We start from the raw sequence: 16821 nt of genomic DNA, 5'->3' as shown, positions 1-16821 counted from the left end.
CTCAGCTGGCGGGTTCGACGGTGAGCGATTCATCCCGGGCCAGCGCCTGGAGAGCCACTTCACGCTGGTGCTCCCCGAAGGCCCGGATCACCTCGGTGACCCCCGCGTGATCATCCGCCTCGACGCGATCCGCAATGCGCTGGAAATAGGTTCTCGAAACCTGCATTTCCCCCGGATCATTCGCCAGCACCAGGTAATAGGTGCGGCTGATCGCGGGCCGGAAGTTCTCCAGTGTTTCTTCCAGATAGGGATTGGCCACCACGGGGTAGCAACGGCGCATCACTTCCAGTCCACCGTCGATCACCTCACCAACCTCCGCCGGGTCACCACTGAGGCGTCGGCACAGCTGACGAATGGCCTGGAGCAGCGGCTGCTCATCGCTTTCCGTGCGCTGGGCCATGAAACGGTCGGCAAGCATCTCGAGCAGATTCAGGTAGATGTCATAGAGGCTGTTCACCAGTTCCGGCGTCATGCCGGACACAACAGCTCCCTTGCGCGGGTAGATGCGGATGAGGTGCCGGCGCTCCAGAATCAGCAGTGCCTCGCGCACCGAACCGCGGCTGACGTCCAGCTCCCCGGCGACCTTGAGCTCCTGGATGCGTTCACCGGGGCGCAGAGCACCCGTGATGATCTGGCGCCCGATATGCTGGGCAATCTGTTCGGAGAGACTTTCCGGCGCCTGGAATTGCATAGTGGGCTACCTACCCCTTCCCTGTATGAGCGTGAGGATCATATCACAACAGCCCGACAATGGGACACGCGGCCACAACCTGCCGTCATTTTTTTGCCACAACGGCCAGTGTCAACGCCAGAAACTCCCCGGAAGCGCTCCAGATATCTGTTTTCAGGGCTTTATGGGATCCCGGCACGGATTTCGCTTATGACGGCCTGTCAGATATCAGGAACCGGAGTAAGGCATGAAGAAGGTAACCGGCAACGCCCGCCCCATTGACCTGAAGCAGGCCCGTGATGCCGCTGAGAACGTGCGGATCATCGATGAATGGCAGGATAACAGCAACCGGCTTACCGTCCTGTGCAGTCGCCTGCACCAGACGCTGGACCTCAATGCAATGCTGGATATATTCGCCGAAGAGCTCAACCAGGTGGTCCCCTTCGCCGCCCTGGCCTATCGGCGCTCGCGCAGCGGCGGGGATTTCGGTTACCTGCTGGGCTCAGGCGGCCCCCATCACTGCTGCTACAACCTGTCCCTGCGCGGCCAGGAGCTGGGCTCGCTCCGGCTGGACCGCCGGGAGCGCTTCCGCGATGACGAACTGATGTTCATTGAGCAGGCCATCGGCGTGCTTATCCAACCCCTGCGCAACGGCTGGCGCTACCAGGAAGCCCTGGAATCCGCCATGACCGACGGTCTCACCGGCATGGGCAACCGCCGCGCCCTGGATGAAACGCTGGACAACCACGTGGAGCAGGCCCGCCGCTACGACCAGCCACTGAGCCTGCTGCTGGTGGACCTGGATCATTTCAAGCAGATCAATGACACCCTCGGCCACGCGGCCGGCGATGAGATCCTCGGACTGGTCGGTGAACGGATCGAAGCCCAGATCCGCTCCTGCGACCAGGGATTCCGCTATGGTGGCGAGGAATTTGCCGTTGTACTGCCCCATACGGCCCAGGAAGCCGCCTATCTGGTGGCGGAACGGCTGCGCCGGGCGTTCCGGGAACAGCCCATGCATTACGCTGAGAGGGCCCTGTCCATCACCGCCTCCATCGGGATCGCCACACTGGATGAAAACGAGAGCGTGGACGACCTGCTGCAGGCTGCGGACAGGGCCCTGTACGCGGCCAAGAACAGCGGCCGCGACAGGGTCCGGATCGCCGGTGATGGCACCGACAGCGTGGAGAACGCCGTCAGCGTCTAGAGCCGCGCCCCTTTCCCTGGCGGCCTTTGGCGCCGCCACGCCCTTTCTCCGCGGGCTTTGCCGACTTCCGTTCGTCGGGTCTGGACGGGCGCTTGCGCTTGAGGCGGCGCAGCTGGTGCTTTTCCGTGGGTGTCGGAGATTTGACGGGCACCCGATCAAGCCCGACGGAATCACTGAGCGTATCCACATCCGCCTGCTCAAGCTCCTCCCAGCGCCCGGCACTCAGCCGGCTGGGCAGAAAGATCGGACCATGGCGAACGCGCTTGAGCCGTGACACCTGCACCCCCTGGGATTCCCAGAGACGCCGCACCTCACGGTTACGCCCCTCCATGATGGCCACGTAGTACCAGTGGTTGTGACCGGTCCCGCCCCAGTACACGAGATCCGTGAAGCGGGCCTCGCCATCCTCGAGCGTTACGCCGCTGACCAGACGTTCGGCCATATCATCGTCCACTTGGCCGAAAATACGCACAGCGTACTCACGGTCCACCTGCCAGGAGGGGTGCATCAGACGGTTGGCCAGTTCCCCGTCAGTGGTGAACAGCAGAAGCCCGCTGGTGGAAATGTCCAGACGTCCCACCGCGATCCAGCGTTCCCCGGTGAGCCGCGGCAGGCGATCGAAGACCGTGGGCCGTCCCTCCGGGTCATCCCGGGTGGTTACCTCGCCTTCGGGCTTGTTGTAAACGATGACCCGCCTGGTGGGTGAGGCCGCCGCGCCAAGGTCCACGCTGCGCCCGTCCACAAGAACCTCATCCTGGGCGGTAGCCCGGGCGCCCAGCTGGGCCACCTCGCCATTGATCTGCACGCGCCCCTGGCTGATCCAGCCCTCGATGGCCCGCCTTGACCCCAGGCCGGCACGCGCCAGCAGCTTCTGGAGACGCTCGCCGGTCTCGCTTGGGGTGTGACCGGAATCACTCATTCATTCGTCTCCGCATCCTCTTGGGAATTGCCGTTGGATTCGTCCAGTGCCAGCTCTTCCTGAAGCCGGTCTTCCACCTCGCGGCTGATGGTCTCGAGATCACGGACCTCCGCAAGGCTGGGCAGTTCGTCCAGTGACTGCAGGTTGAAGTAATCCAGGAACTGTTTCGTCGTAGCGTACATCGACGGGCGGCCCGGCACATCACGCTGACCCACCACCCGGATCCATTCCCGGTCCAGCAGGGTCCGGATGATGTTGGTATTCACCGTAACCCCGCGCACCTCCTCAATGTCGCCCCGGGTGACGGGCTGGCGATAGGCGATCAGCGCCAGCGTCTCCAGCAGGGCGCGCGAATAGCGCTGGGGCTTCTCCTCCCAGAGACGGCTCACCCAGGGCGAGAGCGATTCCCGCACCTGGAAGCGCCAGCCGGAAGCGACCTTCCTGAGCTCAAATCCCCGCCCCTCACAGGCATGCTCGATCAGTGAGAGCACGTGTTCCAGCACCGTGCGCGTGGGCTGCTCATGTTCGTCGAACAGGGCCTGCAACTGATCCACACTGAGCGGCTTGCCGGCCGCCATGAGCGCGCCTTCGACAATGCGCTGAACCTGGTCGATGCTCTCCTCGTCCATCAGGCACTCCCTCTTGCACGGATATGCAGTGGCGCCAGCGGCTCGGACTGAACCACCTCCACCAGCTGCTCACGCATCAGCTCCAGGGTGGCAATAAAGCTCACGACCACACCGAGCCTGCCCTCTTCCGGTGAAAACAGCGTCTCAAAGCGCACAAAGCTGTCGCCCGACAACTGATCCAGGATACTGGCCATCCGCTCCCGGGTGGACAGCTGCTCGCGTTCGACCTGGTGGTGTTCGTACAGATCCGCCCGCTCCAGCACCCCTCTCAGCGCCAGCAGCATCTCCCGCAGGCTCACATCCGGGTGGACCTGGCGCTCGGGCATGGCCGGCGGCTCCGCGCCCGCCAGGTGGAAGTCCCGATCCCGCCGTGGCAGCGCATCAATGTCCTCCGCCGCCATCTTGTAGCGTTCGTACTCCTGGAGGCGGCGGATGAGCTCGGCCCTCGGGTCGTGCTCCTCTTCCTCCTCCTCGGTCTGACGGGGCAGCAGCATCCGGGACTTGATCTCGGCCAGGGTGGCCGCCATCACCAGGTACTCCGCCGCCAGCTCAAACCGCATCGCCTCCATGAGCGCGATGTAATCGATGTACTGATCGGTGATCGCGCTGACATCCACGTCCAGGATGTCCATGTTCTGCCGCCGGATCAGATACAGCAGAAGGTCCAGAGGACCCTCGAAGGCGTCCAGGAAGACCTCCAGTGCATCCGGCGGGATGTAGAGATCCTGGGGCAGATCGTGGACCGGCTCGCCGGCCACCCGGGCCAGCGCCTCCCGATCGGGCGAGGCCTGCTCCCCCTCGGTGCCGGTTTCCGCTTCCGTGGTCATCGACGGTATTCCAGCCCCATAACGCGCCGCACTTCCTGCAGGGTATCCCGTGCGGCATCGCGCGCCTGCTCACGGCCCTCGTCCAGGATTGAGCGCACCAGGTCCGGGTTGTTCTCGTATTCACGGCCGCGTTCCCGGAAGCCTTTCTGCTCCTCGATCACCTTCTCTTCAAGCGGTTTCTTGCAATCGATACAGCCGATGCCCGCGTTGCGGCAGCCGTTCCAGACCCATTCACGGGTGCTGTCGTCGGAATAGATCTTGTGCAGGTCCCAGACCGGGCACTTTTCCGGGTCCCCGGGATCGCTGCGCCGCACCCGCGCCGGATCCGTCTGCATGGTCCGGATCTTCTGGCTGACCGAATCCGGCTCCTCGCGCATGAAGATGGTGTTGCCGTAGGACTTGGACATCTTCTGTCCATCCGTCCCCGGCAGACGTGCCTCGGGCGTCAGAAGCTCCTGGGGTTCCGGGAGGATCACCTTGCCGCCGCCCTCGATGTAGCCGTAGAGCCGCTCGCGATCCCCGATCGAAATGTTCTGCTGCTCCTTGAGCAGCGCCCGGGCCGTTTCCAGCGCCTCCTCATCGCCCTGCTCCAGGAAGCGACGGCGCAGGCTGCGGTAGAGCTTGGCGTTCTTCTTGCCCATCTTGGCGATGGCCGCCTCGGCCTGTTCCTCAAAGCCCGGATCACGCCCATACAGGTGGTTGAACCGCCGCGCCACTTCGCGCGTGATCTCCACGTGGGAAACCTGGTCGGCGCCCACGGGTACCTGCCCCGCCCGGTACATCAGGATGTCCGCGCTCTGCAGCAGCGGATACCCCAGAAACCCGTAGGTGGAGAGATCCTTCTCCTTCAGCTTTTCCTGCTGATCCTTGAAGGTCGGCACCCGTTCCAGCCAGCCAAGCGGCGTAATCATCGACAGCAGCAGGTGCAGCTCCGCGTGCTCCGGCACCTGTGACTGTATGAACAGTGTCGAGGAGCCCGGATTGACGCCCGCCGCCAGCCAGTCGATCACCATGTCCCAGATGTTCTCCTCAATGGAGAAGGGATCCTCGTACATGGTGGTCAGCGCATGCCAGTCCGCCACAAAGAAGAAGCACTCGTACTCATGCTGGAGCTGGGCCCAATTGGCCAGGACACCGTGATAGTGGCCCAGGTGCAGCCGGCCCGAAGGCCGCATGCCGGAAAGAATGCGTTGCTGGGGTTCAACGGAGGTCAAACCGGTCTCCTCATTGGTTCAGGGTCTAGCGCGATTATACGCACGAAACGGGTATGGGTTAATCAACGAAAAAAGCCGACCCGGAGGTCGGCTTTCCAGAGGCGTATGGATCAGGCGTTTTACCAGCCCGTCGCCTCCTTGATGGCCTTGCCGATGTCGGCGAGGCTGCGCACCGTGTGCACACCCGCATCATGCAGCGCGCTGAACTTCTCGTCCGCGGTGCCCTTGCCGCCGGCAATGATGGCGCCGGCATGGCCCATCCGCTTACCGGGAGGCGCGGTCACGCCTGCGATGTAGGAAACCACCGGCTTGCTCACGTTCTCCTTGATGTAGGCAGCCGCCTCTTCCTCAGCAGTACCGCCGATCTCACCGATCATGACGATGGCCTCGGTTTCCGGGTCCTTCTCGAACAGCTCAAGCATGTCGATGAAGTTGGAGCCGGGGATCGGGTCGCCGCCGATGCCCACACAGGTGGACTGACCGAAACCGTAGTCCGTGGTCTGCTTCACCGCCTCGTAGGTCAGGGTGCCGGAGCGGGAGATGATGCCGACCTTGCCGGGCTTGTGGATGTAGCCGGGCATGATGCCGATCTTGGACTGCTCCGGAGTGATGACACCGGGGCAGTTCGGGCCGATCATGCGCACGCCCTTGCGGTCCACGTATTCCTTCACATAGAGCATGTCCAGCGTCGGAATGCCCTCGGTGATGCACACCACCAGCTCAATGCCGGCGTCCGCCGCCTCAACCACCGCATCCTTGCAGAAGGCTGCGGGCACGTAGATCACAGTCGCGGTCGCGCCGGTCTTCTGGACCGCCTCACGCACGGTATTGAAAACGGGCAGCCCCAGGTGCTCGGTGCCGCCCTTGCCCGGGCTCACGCCGCCGACCAGATTGGTACCGTATTCCAGCGCCTGTTCGCTGTGAAAGGTCCCCTGGGCCCCGGTGAAGCCCTGGCAGATCACCTTTGTTTCCTTGTTCACCAGTACACTCATGCTTCACCTCCGGCTGCGGCAACGACTTTTTCGGCGGCTTGGGTCAGACTGCTTGCCGCGATGATGTTCAGGCCGCTGTCCGCCAGCTTCTGGCGTCCGTTCTCGGCGTTGTTGCCCTCAAGGCGGACCACCACGGGGACCGTAACGCCCACCTCTTCAACCGCACCCATGATGCCCTCGGCGATCATGTCGCACCGCACGATACCACCGAAGATGTTGACCAGAACGGCCTTCACGGTGTCATCGGAAAGGATGATCTTGAACGCCTCGGCCACGCGCTCCTTGGTGGCGCCACCGCCGACATCCAGGAAGTTGGCCGGCTGGCCACCGTGGTGCTTGATGATGTCCATGGTGCCCATGGCGAGACCGGCGCCGTTGACCATGCAGCCAATGTTGCCGTCGAGCGCCACATAGTTGAGGTCCCACTCGGCCGCATGCGCTTCGCGTTCGTCCTCCTGGGAGAGGTCGCGCATCTCGGCAAGCTGCTTCTGGCGGTACATGGCGTTGTCGTCCGCGCCCACCTTGGCGTCCAGGCAGTGCAGGTTGCCCTGGTCGGTGATCACCAGCGGGTTGATCTCGATCAGCGCCAGATCCTTGTCCTCGAACAGCTTCGCCAGCCCCAGGAAGATCTTCGTGAACTGCTTGATCTGGTCACCCTGAAGGCCCAGCCCGAAAGCCAGCTCACGCGCCTGATAGGGTTGCGCGCCCACCAGCGGGTCAACCGTTGCCTTGAGGATCTTTTCCGGGGTTTCCTCGGCGACCTTCTCGATCTCGACACCACCCTCGGTGGAGGCCATGAAGACGATCCGGCGGGAGCCGCGATCCACGACCGCGCCCAGATAGAGCTCCTGATTGATGTCGGTCAGGGACTCGACAAGGATCCGGTTGACCGGCTGGCCCTTCTCATCCGTCTGGAAGGTCACCAGGCGTTCACCCAGCCACTGGTCGGCAAAGGCGCGGATCTCGTCCTTCGACTTGGCCAGCTTCACCCCGCCGGCCTTGCCGCGGCCACCGGCGTGTACCTGGGCCTTGACCACCCAGCCGTCGCCGCCGATCTTATCGGCAGCCGCCACCGCTTCGTCAGCGTTGGAACAGGCCACGCCCTCGGAGACGGGCAGGCCGTACTCCCCAAAGAGCTGTTTGCTCTGATATTCGTGCAGATTCATAGATCACAACCTGTTGTGTTGGAGATTGCGCCGGTCATTTCTTCCGGCGCCGATTTGCCTTGTGAATCGCCATGCCGTCCACACCCAGTGCCGCCTCATGGACGGATTCGGACAGCGTCGGATGCGCAAAGCAGGTCAGGGCCAGGTCCTCGGCGCTGGAGCCGAACTCCATCGCGATCACGCCCTGGGCAATGATCTCGGAGGCCTGGGGTCCGACAACGTGCATACCCAGTATCCGGTCGGTCTCCTCGTGGGCGATGATCCGCACCTGGCCTTCGGTTGCGTTGGCAGCCATGGCCCGGCCGTTCGCCGCAAAGGGGAAGGCACCGACCTTATAGGGCTCACCCTCGGCCTTGAGCTCTTCCTCGGTCTTGCCGACCCAGGCCAGCTCCGGGTGGGTGTAGACCACGTTGGGAATGCAGTCATAGTTGACTTCGGTCGCATAGCCCGCGATCCGGTCAACCACCATCAAGCCCTCTTCCGAGGCCTTGTGAGCCAGCATCGGGCCGCGCACCACATCGCCAATCGCGTAGATGCCGGGCACATTGGTCTGGCACTCGTCGTCCACGGCCACGAAGCCGCGCTCGTCCAGATCCACGCCGGAGTCGGACGAGAACAGCTTTTCCGTGTTCGGGGTGCGGCCAACGGCAACGATGAGCTTGTCGCACTTGATCTGCTGCTCGTTGCCGTCACCGTCCTCATAGGTGACGTAGACCAGGTTGCGTTTCACCTCGGTCTTGGTCACCCGGCACTTGAGGCGGATGTCCAGGCCCTGCTTCTTGAAGCTCTTGTGGGCATCCTTGGCGATGGCCTGATCCACGCCCGCCAGGAAGGTATCCTGGGCTTCCAGCATGGTGACCTCGGACCCGAGACGGTTCCAGACGCTGCCGAGCTCGAGGCCGATGACACCGGCACCAATCACGCCCACACGCTTGGGCACCTCATCAAACTCCAGCGCGCCCTCGCTGTCGACGATCTTGCCTTCCTTCATCGGCGCCGGCGGAATCTCGATCGGCCGGGAACCGGTGGCGATGATGATGTTCTTCGCCCCGTAGGTGCTCTTGTTGCCCTTGAGGTCGGTTACTTCCACCTGCTTGCTGTTGAGCACACGGCCCCAGCCATGGATGGAGGTCACACCATTGGACTTGAACAACCCCGCGATACCGCCGGTAAGGTTACCGACGATCTCGTTCTTGTTCTTCATCATCTGCTCGATGTCGACATCGAGCTCCTTGATCTTCAGACCCTGCTTCTCGAAACCGTGCTTCGCCTCTTCGTACTTGTGCGAGGTCTCGAGCAGTGACTTGGACGGAATACAGCCCACGTTCAGGCAGGTGCCGCCCAGCACCTGGTCGCCCTTGTCGTCCTTCCAGCCTTCGACACAGGCAACGTTCATTCCCTGCTGCCCGGCGCGGATCGCTGCCACGTAGCCGCCGGGGCCGGAGCCGATAACGATGACGTCATAGTCTTGGGACATAGTGATTCCTGCTTTTCAGTGATTCGTTGTCAGACGTCCAGAAGAATCCGCGCCGGATCCTCGAGCAGCTCCTTGATCGTCACAAGAAACTGCACAGCTTCCTTACCGTCAATCATACGATGGTCGTAGGACAGTGCCAGATACATCATCGGCAGCACCTTGACCTCGCCGTTGACGGCCATGGGGCGCTCCTGGATCTTGTGCATGCCAAGGATCGCCGTCTGTGGCGGGTTCAGGATCGGCGTCGAAATCAGCGACCCGAAAATACCGCCATTGGTGATCGAGAAGGTACCACCGGTCATCTCCTCGATGGTGAGCTTGCCGTCCCGCGCCTTCTGGCCGAATGTGTTGATGCCCTGCTCCACGTCGGCGACCGAGAGCGCATCCGCATCGCGCAGCACCGGTACCACCAGGCCCCGGTCCGTGGAAACGGCGATGCCCACATCCTGATAGCCGTGATAGACCATTTCGTTGCCATCGATGGAGGCGTTGACCGCGGGGAAACGTTTGAGGGCTTCAGTCGCCGCCTTCACGAAAAAGCCCATAAAACCGAGTTTAACGCCATGGCGCTTCTCGAAGGACTCCTTGTACTGCTGACGGATGTCCATGATCGGCTGCATGTTCACCTCGTTGAAGGTGGTGAGCATGGCCGTGGTCTGCTGCACATCCACCAGGCGCTTGGCGATGCTGGCGCGCATGCGGGTCATGGGCACGCGCTTCTCGGGGCGCTCGCCCTGCGGCATGCTGCCGGCCGGTGCCTCGGGCGCGGCCGACTGGCTTCCACCGCCACTGCTTTTCGCGGCGGGCGCCGGTTCACTGCCTTTCTGGTCCGCAGCGCGCTGAACGTCTTCCTTCAGGACGCGGCCGCCCTTGCCAGTGGCCTCGACCTTCGACAGATCAACGCCCTTTTCTTCCGCCATCTTCTTCGCGGCCGGGCTGACCAACGGCTCCTCACCGCTTTCCTCGCCCTTGTCATCGGAGGCGGCCGGTTGTTCGGCTGCCGGCTCTTCCTTGGCAGCGGATTCGTCGCTGGCGCCGCCCTCTGACTCCGCCTTCGCTTCACCGCCACCGGCGGAACCGGACTCGCCTTCCGCGAACTTACCGATCACCTCGCCGCTCTCAACGGTATCGCCCTCGTCCTTGACGATCTCCTTGATGACGCCGTCGCCGGGCGCCACCACCTCGAGCACCACCTTGTCAGTCTCGATATCGACGATCAGCTCATCCCGCTCGCACTGTTCGCCGGGTTTCTTGTGCCAGGTAGCGATCGTGCCTTCCGCGACGGATTCGGGAAAAACGGGAGCTTGGATGTCTGTTGTCATTGCTCTTCCTTACTTGTCAGTACCCGTCAGACGGAAAATGCGTCTTCAACGAGTTGTTTCTGTTCCTGGGCGTGTACGCTGGGGTAGCCGGAGGCTGGCGCTGCTGACGCCTTACGCCCTGCGTACTGCAGTTTCGGCTTCTTCTTCGTGCGATCCAGCGCATGCCGCATGTGATGCTGGCTGGAATACCAGGCACCCTGGTTCATGGGCTCCTCCTGGCACCAGACGGCGGTCTGGATGCCGGTATAGGGCGCCAGGACCGCGTCCAGGTCATCGTGGGGGAATGGATACAGCTGCTCGATGCGTACGACCAGCGTATCTTCAATCCCCTCTGAACGCTGCTTCTCAAGCAGGTCGTAATAGACCTTGCCGCTGCACATGATCAGGCGATTCACCTTCTTCGGATCCGGCATCTCCTTGGGAGGCAGGACCGTGCGGAAGGTTCCCTCACACAGATCATCCAGGGAGGAGACCGCTTCCTTGTGGCGCAGCAGGCTCTTGGGCGTCAGCGCGATCAGCGGCTTACGCAGAGGCCGCTTCACCTGACGGCGGAGCATGTGGAACACCTGGGAAGGCGTGGTCGGCACGCAGACCTGGATGTTGTGTTCCGCCGAAAGCTGCAGGAATCGCTCCAGCCGCGCTGAAGAGTGCTCGGGGCCCTGCCCCTCATAGCCGTGGGGAAGCAGCAGGGTCAGCCCGCAGAGCCGGCCCCATTTGTGCTCACCACTGGTGATGAACTGGTCAACGACCACCTGCGCGCCATTGACGAAGTCACCGAACTGCGCCTCCCAGATGGTCAGCGTCGTGGGCGTGGTCGTGGCATAACCGTATTCAAAGCCCACTGCTGCCGCCTCGGAGAGCAGCGAGTCGTAGATCTCGAAGCGCGGCTGATCATCCCGGACGTGCTCAAGCGGCACGTATTCGCTGCCGTCCTTCTGGTTGTGCAGAACCGCATGGCGGTGCGAGAAGGTGCCCCGGCGTGAATCCTGGCCGGTGAAACGGATTGGATGCCCCTCGTTCAGCAGCGTGGCGTACGCCATGGTTTCCGCGTAACCCCAGTTCAGCGGCAACGCGCCCTGCGTCATCTTGCCGCGGTCCTCCATGATCTTCTTGACCTGACGTTGCACCGTGAATCCTTCCGGTACCGTCGAGATCCGGCGGCCCAACGCCTGGAGGGTCTTCATGGGCACGCTGGTCTTGCACCGCGCCGTCCATTCGTGGCCCAGATAGGGTGTCCAGTCCACGTAGAGATCGGTATTGGGTTCCTTGACCAGGGCATCCACCACATGGTCGCCGTTGTCCAGCTTATCGCGGTACTCCTCGAACAGCTTCTTGGCGTCCTGCTCCTGGATCACGCTGTCGCTCACAAGCTGTTTGACGTAGAGATCCCGGGTGGTCGGATGGTTGCGGATCTTCTCGTACATCCGCGGCTGCGTAGCGGAGGGTTCGTCCGCCTCGTTGTGGCCGCGCCGGCGGTAGCACACCAGGTCGATGACCACGTCCTGACCGAACTCGTTGCGGTAATCCATGGCAAGCTGGGTCACATAGAGCACAGCCTCCGGGTCATCGCCGTTCACATGCAGGATCGGCGCCTGGACCATCTTCGCCACATCCGTGCAGTACTCGGTCGAACGCGCGTCGAAGCGGTGGCTGGTGGTGAACCCGATCTGGTTGTTGACCACGATGTGGATGGTGCCGCCAATGCCGAAGCCCCGGGTGAGGGACATCTGGAGGCTCTCCATGACCACGCCCTGCCCCGCGAAGGCCGCATCACCGTGAATCGCGATCGGCAGCACCTGCTGCCCCGTCTCATCCTCGCGGCGTGCCTGGCGCGCACGGACCGAGCCGCTCACTACCGGTGTCACGATCTCCAGGTGCGACGGATTGAACGCCAGCGCCAGGTGAACCTCGCCACCCGGGGTCATCACATTGGAGGAGAAGCCCTGATGGTATTTCACATCCCCGGAGCCCTCGTCCATGGTCACCTTGCCATCAAACTCGTCAAACAGCTCCCTGGGGTTCTTGCCAAGGGTGTTGACGAGGATGTTCAGCCGCCCCCGGTGGGCCATACCAATGACAATCTCGCGCGCCCCGTAGGAGCCGGCCCGCTGGATGAGTTCGCTGACACAGGGGGTCAGCGACTCCGCGCCCTCTAGACCAAACCGCTTGGTCCCCGGGTACTTGGACCCCAGATACTTCTCCAGACCTTCGGAGGCGTTAAGCCGCTCCAGCAGGTTCAGCCGGGTTTTCGTCTCATAGTTCGGGTGCGACTTGACGCTTTCGAGCCGGTGCTGGAACCACCGCTTCACCGTGGTATCCACAATGTGCATGTACTCGGCACCCACGGTGCTGCAGTAGGTGCGCTCCAGCCCATCGATGATATCGCGCAGCTTCATCCGCTCGGAGCCGAAGAACAGCGACCCGGTCTGGTATTCCACCTCCAGGTCGTCATCATCCAGCTCGTGATAGCGGAAATCGAGATCCTTCACTTTGGGCCGGTTAAGCAGCCCCAGGGGATCCAGGTCCGCATTCTGATGGCCACGGAAGCGATAGGCATTGATCAGCTGGAGAACGCGGACCTGCTTTTCTTCGGCCTGGGAAATGGAAGAGGGAGCGCCCTGGGTGGGAGAGTAGCGGCGCTGATTCTGGGCAATGTATCGGAACTGATCTCGGATTTCTCGGTGTGGAACATCGGGTCTGTGGTCGCCTGGTATTCCTGGAAGCTGGTCAAAATAACGCCGCCATTCTTCCGGAACGCCGTTGGGATCCTTGAGGTAGGTTTCGAACAGATCCTCAACGTAAGCCAGATTCCCACCCTGCAGGTGGGACGTCCGCCACAGCTGCTCCATTATGCTTTCATGCATGGCACTCGCTCGCCTCTGACTGGACTTCGTGTCAGCAAACGCGGCCCTGGCCTTTTGAGCTCCGGCCGCGTGCCCCTGCGCGACACGGTGTTGCCGTGACGCGCATTAACCAAGGGCGGCCTGCGGGCCGCCCTGAGCGTCTTCTGGCGTGAACTGTGTCGCAATAATCAGGTTGTGCGCTGCATCAGCATAGTACGGATATGGCCGATTGCACGTGTCGGGTTCAGTCCTTTGGGGCAGACACTCACACAGTTCATGATTCCGCGGCAGCGGAACACGCTGAACGGGTCATCCAGATTATCGAGACGTTCCGCGGTCGCCGTGTCACGGCTATCCGCCAGAAAACGATACGCCTGCAGCAGCCCAGCAGGGCCAACGAACTTGTCCGGGTTCCACCAGAACGACGGGCAGGCCGTTGAGCAGCAGGCGCAGAGAATGCATTCATAGAGCCCGTCGAGTTTCTCCCGGTCCTCGGGGGACTGGAGGCGCTCGATGGCGGGCTCCGGATTATCATTGATCAGGTACGGCTGGATCCTCTCGTACTGCTGGTAGAAGATCGACATGTCCACCACCAGGTCCCGTACCACGGGCAGCCCCGGCAGTGGGCGCAGTACCAGCTTGTTATTCTTAACAACTTCCGACACCGGCGTGACGCATGCCAGCCGGTTCATGCCGTTGATATTCATCCCGTCCGAGCCGCAGACGCCCTCACGGCAGGAACGACGGAATGCCACACTGACATCATCCTCCTTGATCATGTGCAGCACGTCGAGAACCATCAGATCCTTGCCTTCCGGAAGCTCAACTTCGACGTCCTGCATGTACGGCACATTGTCCGTTTCAGGATTGTATCGATAGAGACTGACCAGCATCACAACACCTCTTTATTAGTACTTCCGGACTGTCGGCGGGAACGCATCCATCGAGCGCGGCGCAAAGTTGACCTCACGCTGCCCCAACCGCTTTTCAAGCGGGAAGTAGATGGAGTGCTTCAGCCACTGTTCATCATCACGCTCGGTGTAGTCGTTCCGGGCGTGGGCGCCACGGCTTTCACGCCGCTCAATGGCTGATACCGCCGTTGCATACGCAACCTCGTAGAGGTTCTCCAGTTCCAGCGCTTCGACACGGGCGGTGTTGAAGGCGTTGCTGGTGTCCTCGAGTTTCGTGTTGCGGATCTTTTCGCCGATCTCATCCAGAATTCTGAGGCCTTTCTCCATGGGTTCGCCATCGCGGAAAACCCCGAAGTAAAGCTGCATGGTGTCCTGGAGTTCCTTCTTGACATCGTAGACACGCTCGGTGCCCTCGCCGCTGTTGAGGCGATCCAGACGCGCCATGGCGCGCTCGATGTCGCTTTCACTCGCCTCCATGGCGTCGCCGCCCTCGCGCAGCTGCTTTTCGATCTGCAGGCCCGCGGCACGGCCGAACACCACCAGGTCCAGCAGGGAGTTACCACCCAGGCGGTTGGCACCGTGCACGGATACCGATGCCGCCTCGCCGCAGGCAAAGAGCCCTTCGATGGGCTGGTCATTGCCACTGGCGTCCTGGGTCATCACCTGACCGCCGATGTTGGTCGGCAGACCGCCCATCATGTAGTGGCAGGTCGGCACCACCGGAATCGGCTCCTTCACCGGATCCGCGTGCGCGAAGGTCCGGGAGAGCTCCAGAATGCCCGGCAGGCGCAGGTTCAGCGTCTCCTCCCCGAGATGGTCGAGCTTGAGGTAGACATGGTCCTTGTTGGGGCCACAACCACGGCCTTCCAGAATCTCCAGAACCATGGACCGGGCCACAACATCACGCCCGGCCAGATCCTTGGCGTTCGGGGCATAGCGTTCCATGAAGCGCTCGCCCTCCGAATTCACCAGATAACCGCCCTCACCGCGGCAGCCCTCGGTCACCAGGGTGCCCGCGCCATGGATACCAGTGGGGTGGAACTGCCACATCTCCATATCCTGAACTGGAATACCGGCCCGCAGGGCCATGCCCACACCGTCACCGGTATTGATCAGGGCATTGGTGGTGGAGGCGTAGATGCGGCCGGCACCACCGGTTGCCAGTACCGTGGCCTTGGACTTGATGTAGACGACTTCGCCGGTCTCCATCTCGATGGCGATGACACCCACCACCTGCCCATCCTGGTTCTTCACCAGGTCCACGGCATACCACTCATTCAGGAAGGTGGTACCGCCCTGAAGGTTCGCCTGGTAGAGGGTGTGAAGCAGTGCGTGGCCGGTACGGTCCGCTGCCGCGCAGGTGCGCGCCGCCTGACCGCCCTTGCCGTATTCCTTGGACTGACCGCCGAAAGGCCGCTGGTAGATACGGCCGTTCTCGAAACGGGAGAACGGCAGCCCCATGTGCTCCAGCTCATAGACGGCGCGCGGGCCGACGGAACACATGTACTCGATGGCTTCCTGGTCCCCGATGTAGTCGGAGCCCTTGACGGTGTCATACATGTGCCAACGCCAGTCATCGTTCGGATCCGCACTGGCAATGGCACAGGTAATGCCACCCTGGGCGGAGACGGTATGCGACCGGGTCGGAAAGACTTTCGAGATGCATGCTGTGTTGATGCCGGACTGGGTCAGCTGCTGCGCGGCCCGCAGGCCGGAACCGCCGCCACCGATCACAAGTGCATCAAACGACATGGTTCTAAGATTGGACATGATTCAGAGCCCCCAGAGAATCTCGACACCCCAGACGAGGTAGACAAACATGATCAGCCCGCAGCCGGCCTGGATGACAAACCGCAGCGCTGTCGGCTTGATGTAATCGGTAGTGATCGTCCAGAGACCGACCCACGAGTGGATACCCAGTGAGATCAGCGCCAGCAGGCTGAAGATGCGCATCCACATCTGGTCGAACAGGCCGGCCCACTGTGCGTAGTCGAGATCGGACGACCCCAGTACAAACCCCGTAAGAAACAGGGTATACAGCGCCAGCACCACGGCTGATACACGCTGCATCAGCCAGTCATAGGCACCAGTGCGCCCGAGGTTGGTGACACTCTTTACCATATCCAGACTCCCAGCAGAACAATCAGTACGGCGGAGACCACAAAGGTGATCTTGGTGCTGAGTCGACCGCCCTCAAGCGTCTCCCCAACGCCCATATCCATGACCAGATGGCGGATCCCCGCCACCAGGTGGTAGGCAAGCGCCGACAGCGTGCCCCAGACCACCAGCTTGCTCAGCGGGTGCGCCATGAGCTCCGCCACGGCAGCGAACCCGGCCTCACCGGCCAGTGACTGGTCGAGGCCATAGAGAAGGAATGCAATCCCGACGAACGCCACAATACCGCTTATGCGGTGCAGGATTGAGGCAATGGCGGGAATGGGAAAGTGGATGGTGCTGATTTCTAGGTTAACCGGTCGTTTGGTCGTCACGGCTCCTGACCCCTGTCTGGTGCGCCGGGCGGTGTCGGTCGGTCCCGACAGCCGGGCACAGTGTGTTGGTGGATCATTGTTCTGATCAGCGGGCGGGTTAGAACCGCCGTCTCTGGCGGGCTCCCGTCTACGGGCTTGGAATTATAGAGACTGCC

15 protein-coding genes are annotated in these 16821 nt (G+C 62.2%); 1 reads left to right on the top strand and 14 read right to left on the bottom strand.

Going from position 1 to position 16821, the window contains the following annotated elements:
• Position 1 precedes the first annotated feature (1 nt).
• On the bottom strand, positions 2–691 hold the full coding sequence (locus tag CK501_RS05130; RefSeq protein WP_095616679.1) for a GntR family transcriptional regulator: 690 nt from the start codon (positions 689–691) through the stop codon (positions 2–4).
• A 226-nt stretch (positions 692–917) separates the two neighbouring features.
• On the opposite strand from CK501_RS05130, the gene CK501_RS05125 reads away from it, so the two are divergent.
• Positions 918–1877 carry a GGDEF domain-containing protein gene (locus tag CK501_RS05125; protein WP_095616678.1) on the top strand — a complete coding sequence of 320 codons (960 nt, stop codon included), beginning with the start codon at positions 918–920 and terminating at the stop codon, positions 1875–1877.
• On the opposite strand, the gene rluB is transcribed toward CK501_RS05125, so the two are convergent.
• The 13 genes from rluB to sdhC form a co-directional block, all read right to left on the bottom strand.
• Entirely contained in the window at positions 1867–2796 is a 930-nt protein-coding gene (gene rluB, locus CK501_RS05120) for a 23S rRNA pseudouridine(2605) synthase RluB (RefSeq protein ID WP_095616677.1), read from the bottom strand. The genes CK501_RS05125 and rluB overlap by 11 nt on opposite strands.
• Positions 2793–3425: an SMC-Scp complex subunit ScpB gene (scpB, locus tag CK501_RS05115; RefSeq protein WP_095616676.1), complete on the bottom strand. Its 633-nt coding sequence runs from the start codon at positions 3423–3425 to the stop codon at positions 2793–2795. The genes rluB and scpB overlap by 4 nt, the downstream gene beginning before the upstream one ends.
• Entirely contained in the window at positions 3425–4252 is an 828-nt protein-coding gene (locus tag CK501_RS05110) for a segregation and condensation protein A (protein WP_095616675.1), read from the bottom strand. Before CK501_RS05110 ends, scpB begins: the two co-directional genes overlap by 1 nt.
• Positions 4249–5466, bottom strand: a complete 1218-nt coding sequence (locus tag CK501_RS05105) for a tryptophan--tRNA ligase (RefSeq protein WP_095616674.1) — start codon at positions 5464–5466, stop codon at positions 4249–4251. Before CK501_RS05105 ends, CK501_RS05110 begins: the two co-directional genes overlap by 4 nt.
• Positions 5467–5585: 119 nt before the next feature.
• Complete coding sequence (gene sucD / locus CK501_RS05100; protein WP_095616673.1) at positions 5586–6458, bottom strand: succinate--CoA ligase subunit alpha; 873 nt, start codon at positions 6456–6458, stop codon at positions 5586–5588.
• Positions 6455–7624 (bottom strand): ADP-forming succinate--CoA ligase subunit beta, encoded by a 1170-nt coding sequence (sucC, locus tag CK501_RS05095; protein WP_095616672.1) that lies wholly within the window; start codon positions 7622–7624, stop codon positions 6455–6457. The genes sucD and sucC overlap by 4 nt, the downstream gene beginning before the upstream one ends.
• Before the next feature lie 34 nt (positions 7625–7658).
• Positions 7659–9101 carry a dihydrolipoyl dehydrogenase gene (gene lpdA, locus CK501_RS05090; RefSeq protein ID WP_095616671.1) on the bottom strand — a complete coding sequence of 481 codons (1443 nt, stop codon included), beginning with the start codon at positions 9099–9101 and terminating at the stop codon, positions 7659–7661.
• Between the two features lie 29 nt (positions 9102–9130).
• Entirely contained in the window at positions 9131–10423 is a 1293-nt protein-coding gene (gene odhB, locus CK501_RS05085; protein ID WP_095616670.1) for a 2-oxoglutarate dehydrogenase complex dihydrolipoyllysine-residue succinyltransferase, read from the bottom strand.
• A gap of 26 nt (positions 10424–10449) precedes the next feature.
• Complete coding sequence (locus CK501_RS05080) at positions 10450–13287, bottom strand: 2-oxoglutarate dehydrogenase E1 component (protein ID WP_095616669.1); 2838 nt, start codon at positions 13285–13287, stop codon at positions 10450–10452.
• Positions 13288–13454: 167 nt separating this feature from the next.
• On the bottom strand, positions 13455–14159 hold the full coding sequence (locus CK501_RS05075; RefSeq protein ID WP_095616668.1) for a succinate dehydrogenase iron-sulfur subunit: 705 nt from the start codon (positions 14157–14159) through the stop codon (positions 13455–13457).
• Between the two features lie 15 nt (positions 14160–14174).
• Positions 14175–15947 carry a succinate dehydrogenase flavoprotein subunit gene (sdhA, locus tag CK501_RS05070; protein WP_095616667.1) on the bottom strand — a complete coding sequence of 591 codons (1773 nt, stop codon included), beginning with the start codon at positions 15945–15947 and terminating at the stop codon, positions 14175–14177.
• Between the two features lie 3 nt (positions 15948–15950).
• Positions 15951–16298 (bottom strand): succinate dehydrogenase, hydrophobic membrane anchor protein, encoded by a 348-nt coding sequence (gene sdhD / locus CK501_RS05065; protein WP_095616666.1) that lies wholly within the window; start codon positions 16296–16298, stop codon positions 15951–15953.
• Positions 16292–16666, bottom strand: coding sequence for a succinate dehydrogenase, cytochrome b556 subunit (sdhC, locus tag CK501_RS05060; protein ID WP_095616665.1), 375 nt, complete (start codon positions 16664–16666; stop codon positions 16292–16294). Before sdhC ends, sdhD begins: the two co-directional genes overlap by 7 nt.
• Positions 16667–16821: the final 155 nt, after the last annotated feature.

Source organism: Halovibrio salipaludis, assembly GCF_002286965.1.
GTDB classification, from domain to species: domain Bacteria; phylum Pseudomonadota; class Gammaproteobacteria; order Pseudomonadales; family Oleiphilaceae; genus Halospina; species Halospina salipaludis.
Note: the sequence above shows the minus strand (reverse complement) of the source record. Positions and strands in the feature narration are given on the sequence as shown.

Excerpts from the sequence above, each read along its gene's own strand:
- CK501_RS05130 (WP_095616679.1), bottom strand. The coding sequence starts at position 691 with ATGCAATTCCAGGCGCCGGAAAGTCTCTCCGAACAGATTGCCCAGCAT.
- CK501_RS05125 (WP_095616678.1), top strand. The coding sequence starts at position 918 with ATGAAGAAGGTAACCGGCAACGCCCGCCCCATTGACCTGAAGCAGGCC.
- rluB (WP_095616677.1), bottom strand. The coding sequence starts at position 2,796 with ATGAGTGATTCCGGTCACACCCCAAGCGAGACCGGCGAGCGTCTCCAG.
- scpB (WP_095616676.1), bottom strand. The coding sequence starts at position 3,425 with ATGGACGAGGAGAGCATCGACCAGGTTCAGCGCATTGTCGAAGGCGCG.
- CK501_RS05110 (WP_095616675.1), bottom strand. The coding sequence starts at position 4,252 with ATGACCACGGAAGCGGAAACCGGCACCGAGGGGGAGCAGGCCTCGCCC.
- sucD (WP_095616673.1), bottom strand. The coding sequence starts at position 6,458 with ATGAGTGTACTGGTGAACAAGGAAACAAAGGTGATCTGCCAGGGCTTC.
- sucC (WP_095616672.1), bottom strand. The coding sequence starts at position 7,624 with ATGAATCTGCACGAATATCAGAGCAAACAGCTCTTTGGGGAGTACGGC.
- lpdA (WP_095616671.1), bottom strand. The coding sequence starts at position 9,101 with ATGTCCCAAGACTATGACGTCATCGTTATCGGCTCCGGCCCCGGCGGC.
- odhB (WP_095616670.1), bottom strand. The coding sequence starts at position 10,423 with ATGACAACAGACATCCAAGCTCCCGTTTTTCCCGAATCCGTCGCGGAA.
- CK501_RS05080 (WP_095616669.1), bottom strand. The coding sequence starts at position 13,287 with ATGCATGAAAGCATAATGGAGCAGCTGTGGCGGACGTCCCACCTGCAG.
- CK501_RS05075 (WP_095616668.1), bottom strand. The coding sequence starts at position 14,159 with ATGCTGGTCAGTCTCTATCGATACAATCCTGAAACGGACAATGTGCCG.
- sdhA (WP_095616667.1), bottom strand. The coding sequence starts at position 15,947 with ATGTCCAATCTTAGAACCATGTCGTTTGATGCACTTGTGATCGGTGGC.
- sdhD (WP_095616666.1), bottom strand. The coding sequence starts at position 16,298 with ATGGTAAAGAGTGTCACCAACCTCGGGCGCACTGGTGCCTATGACTGG.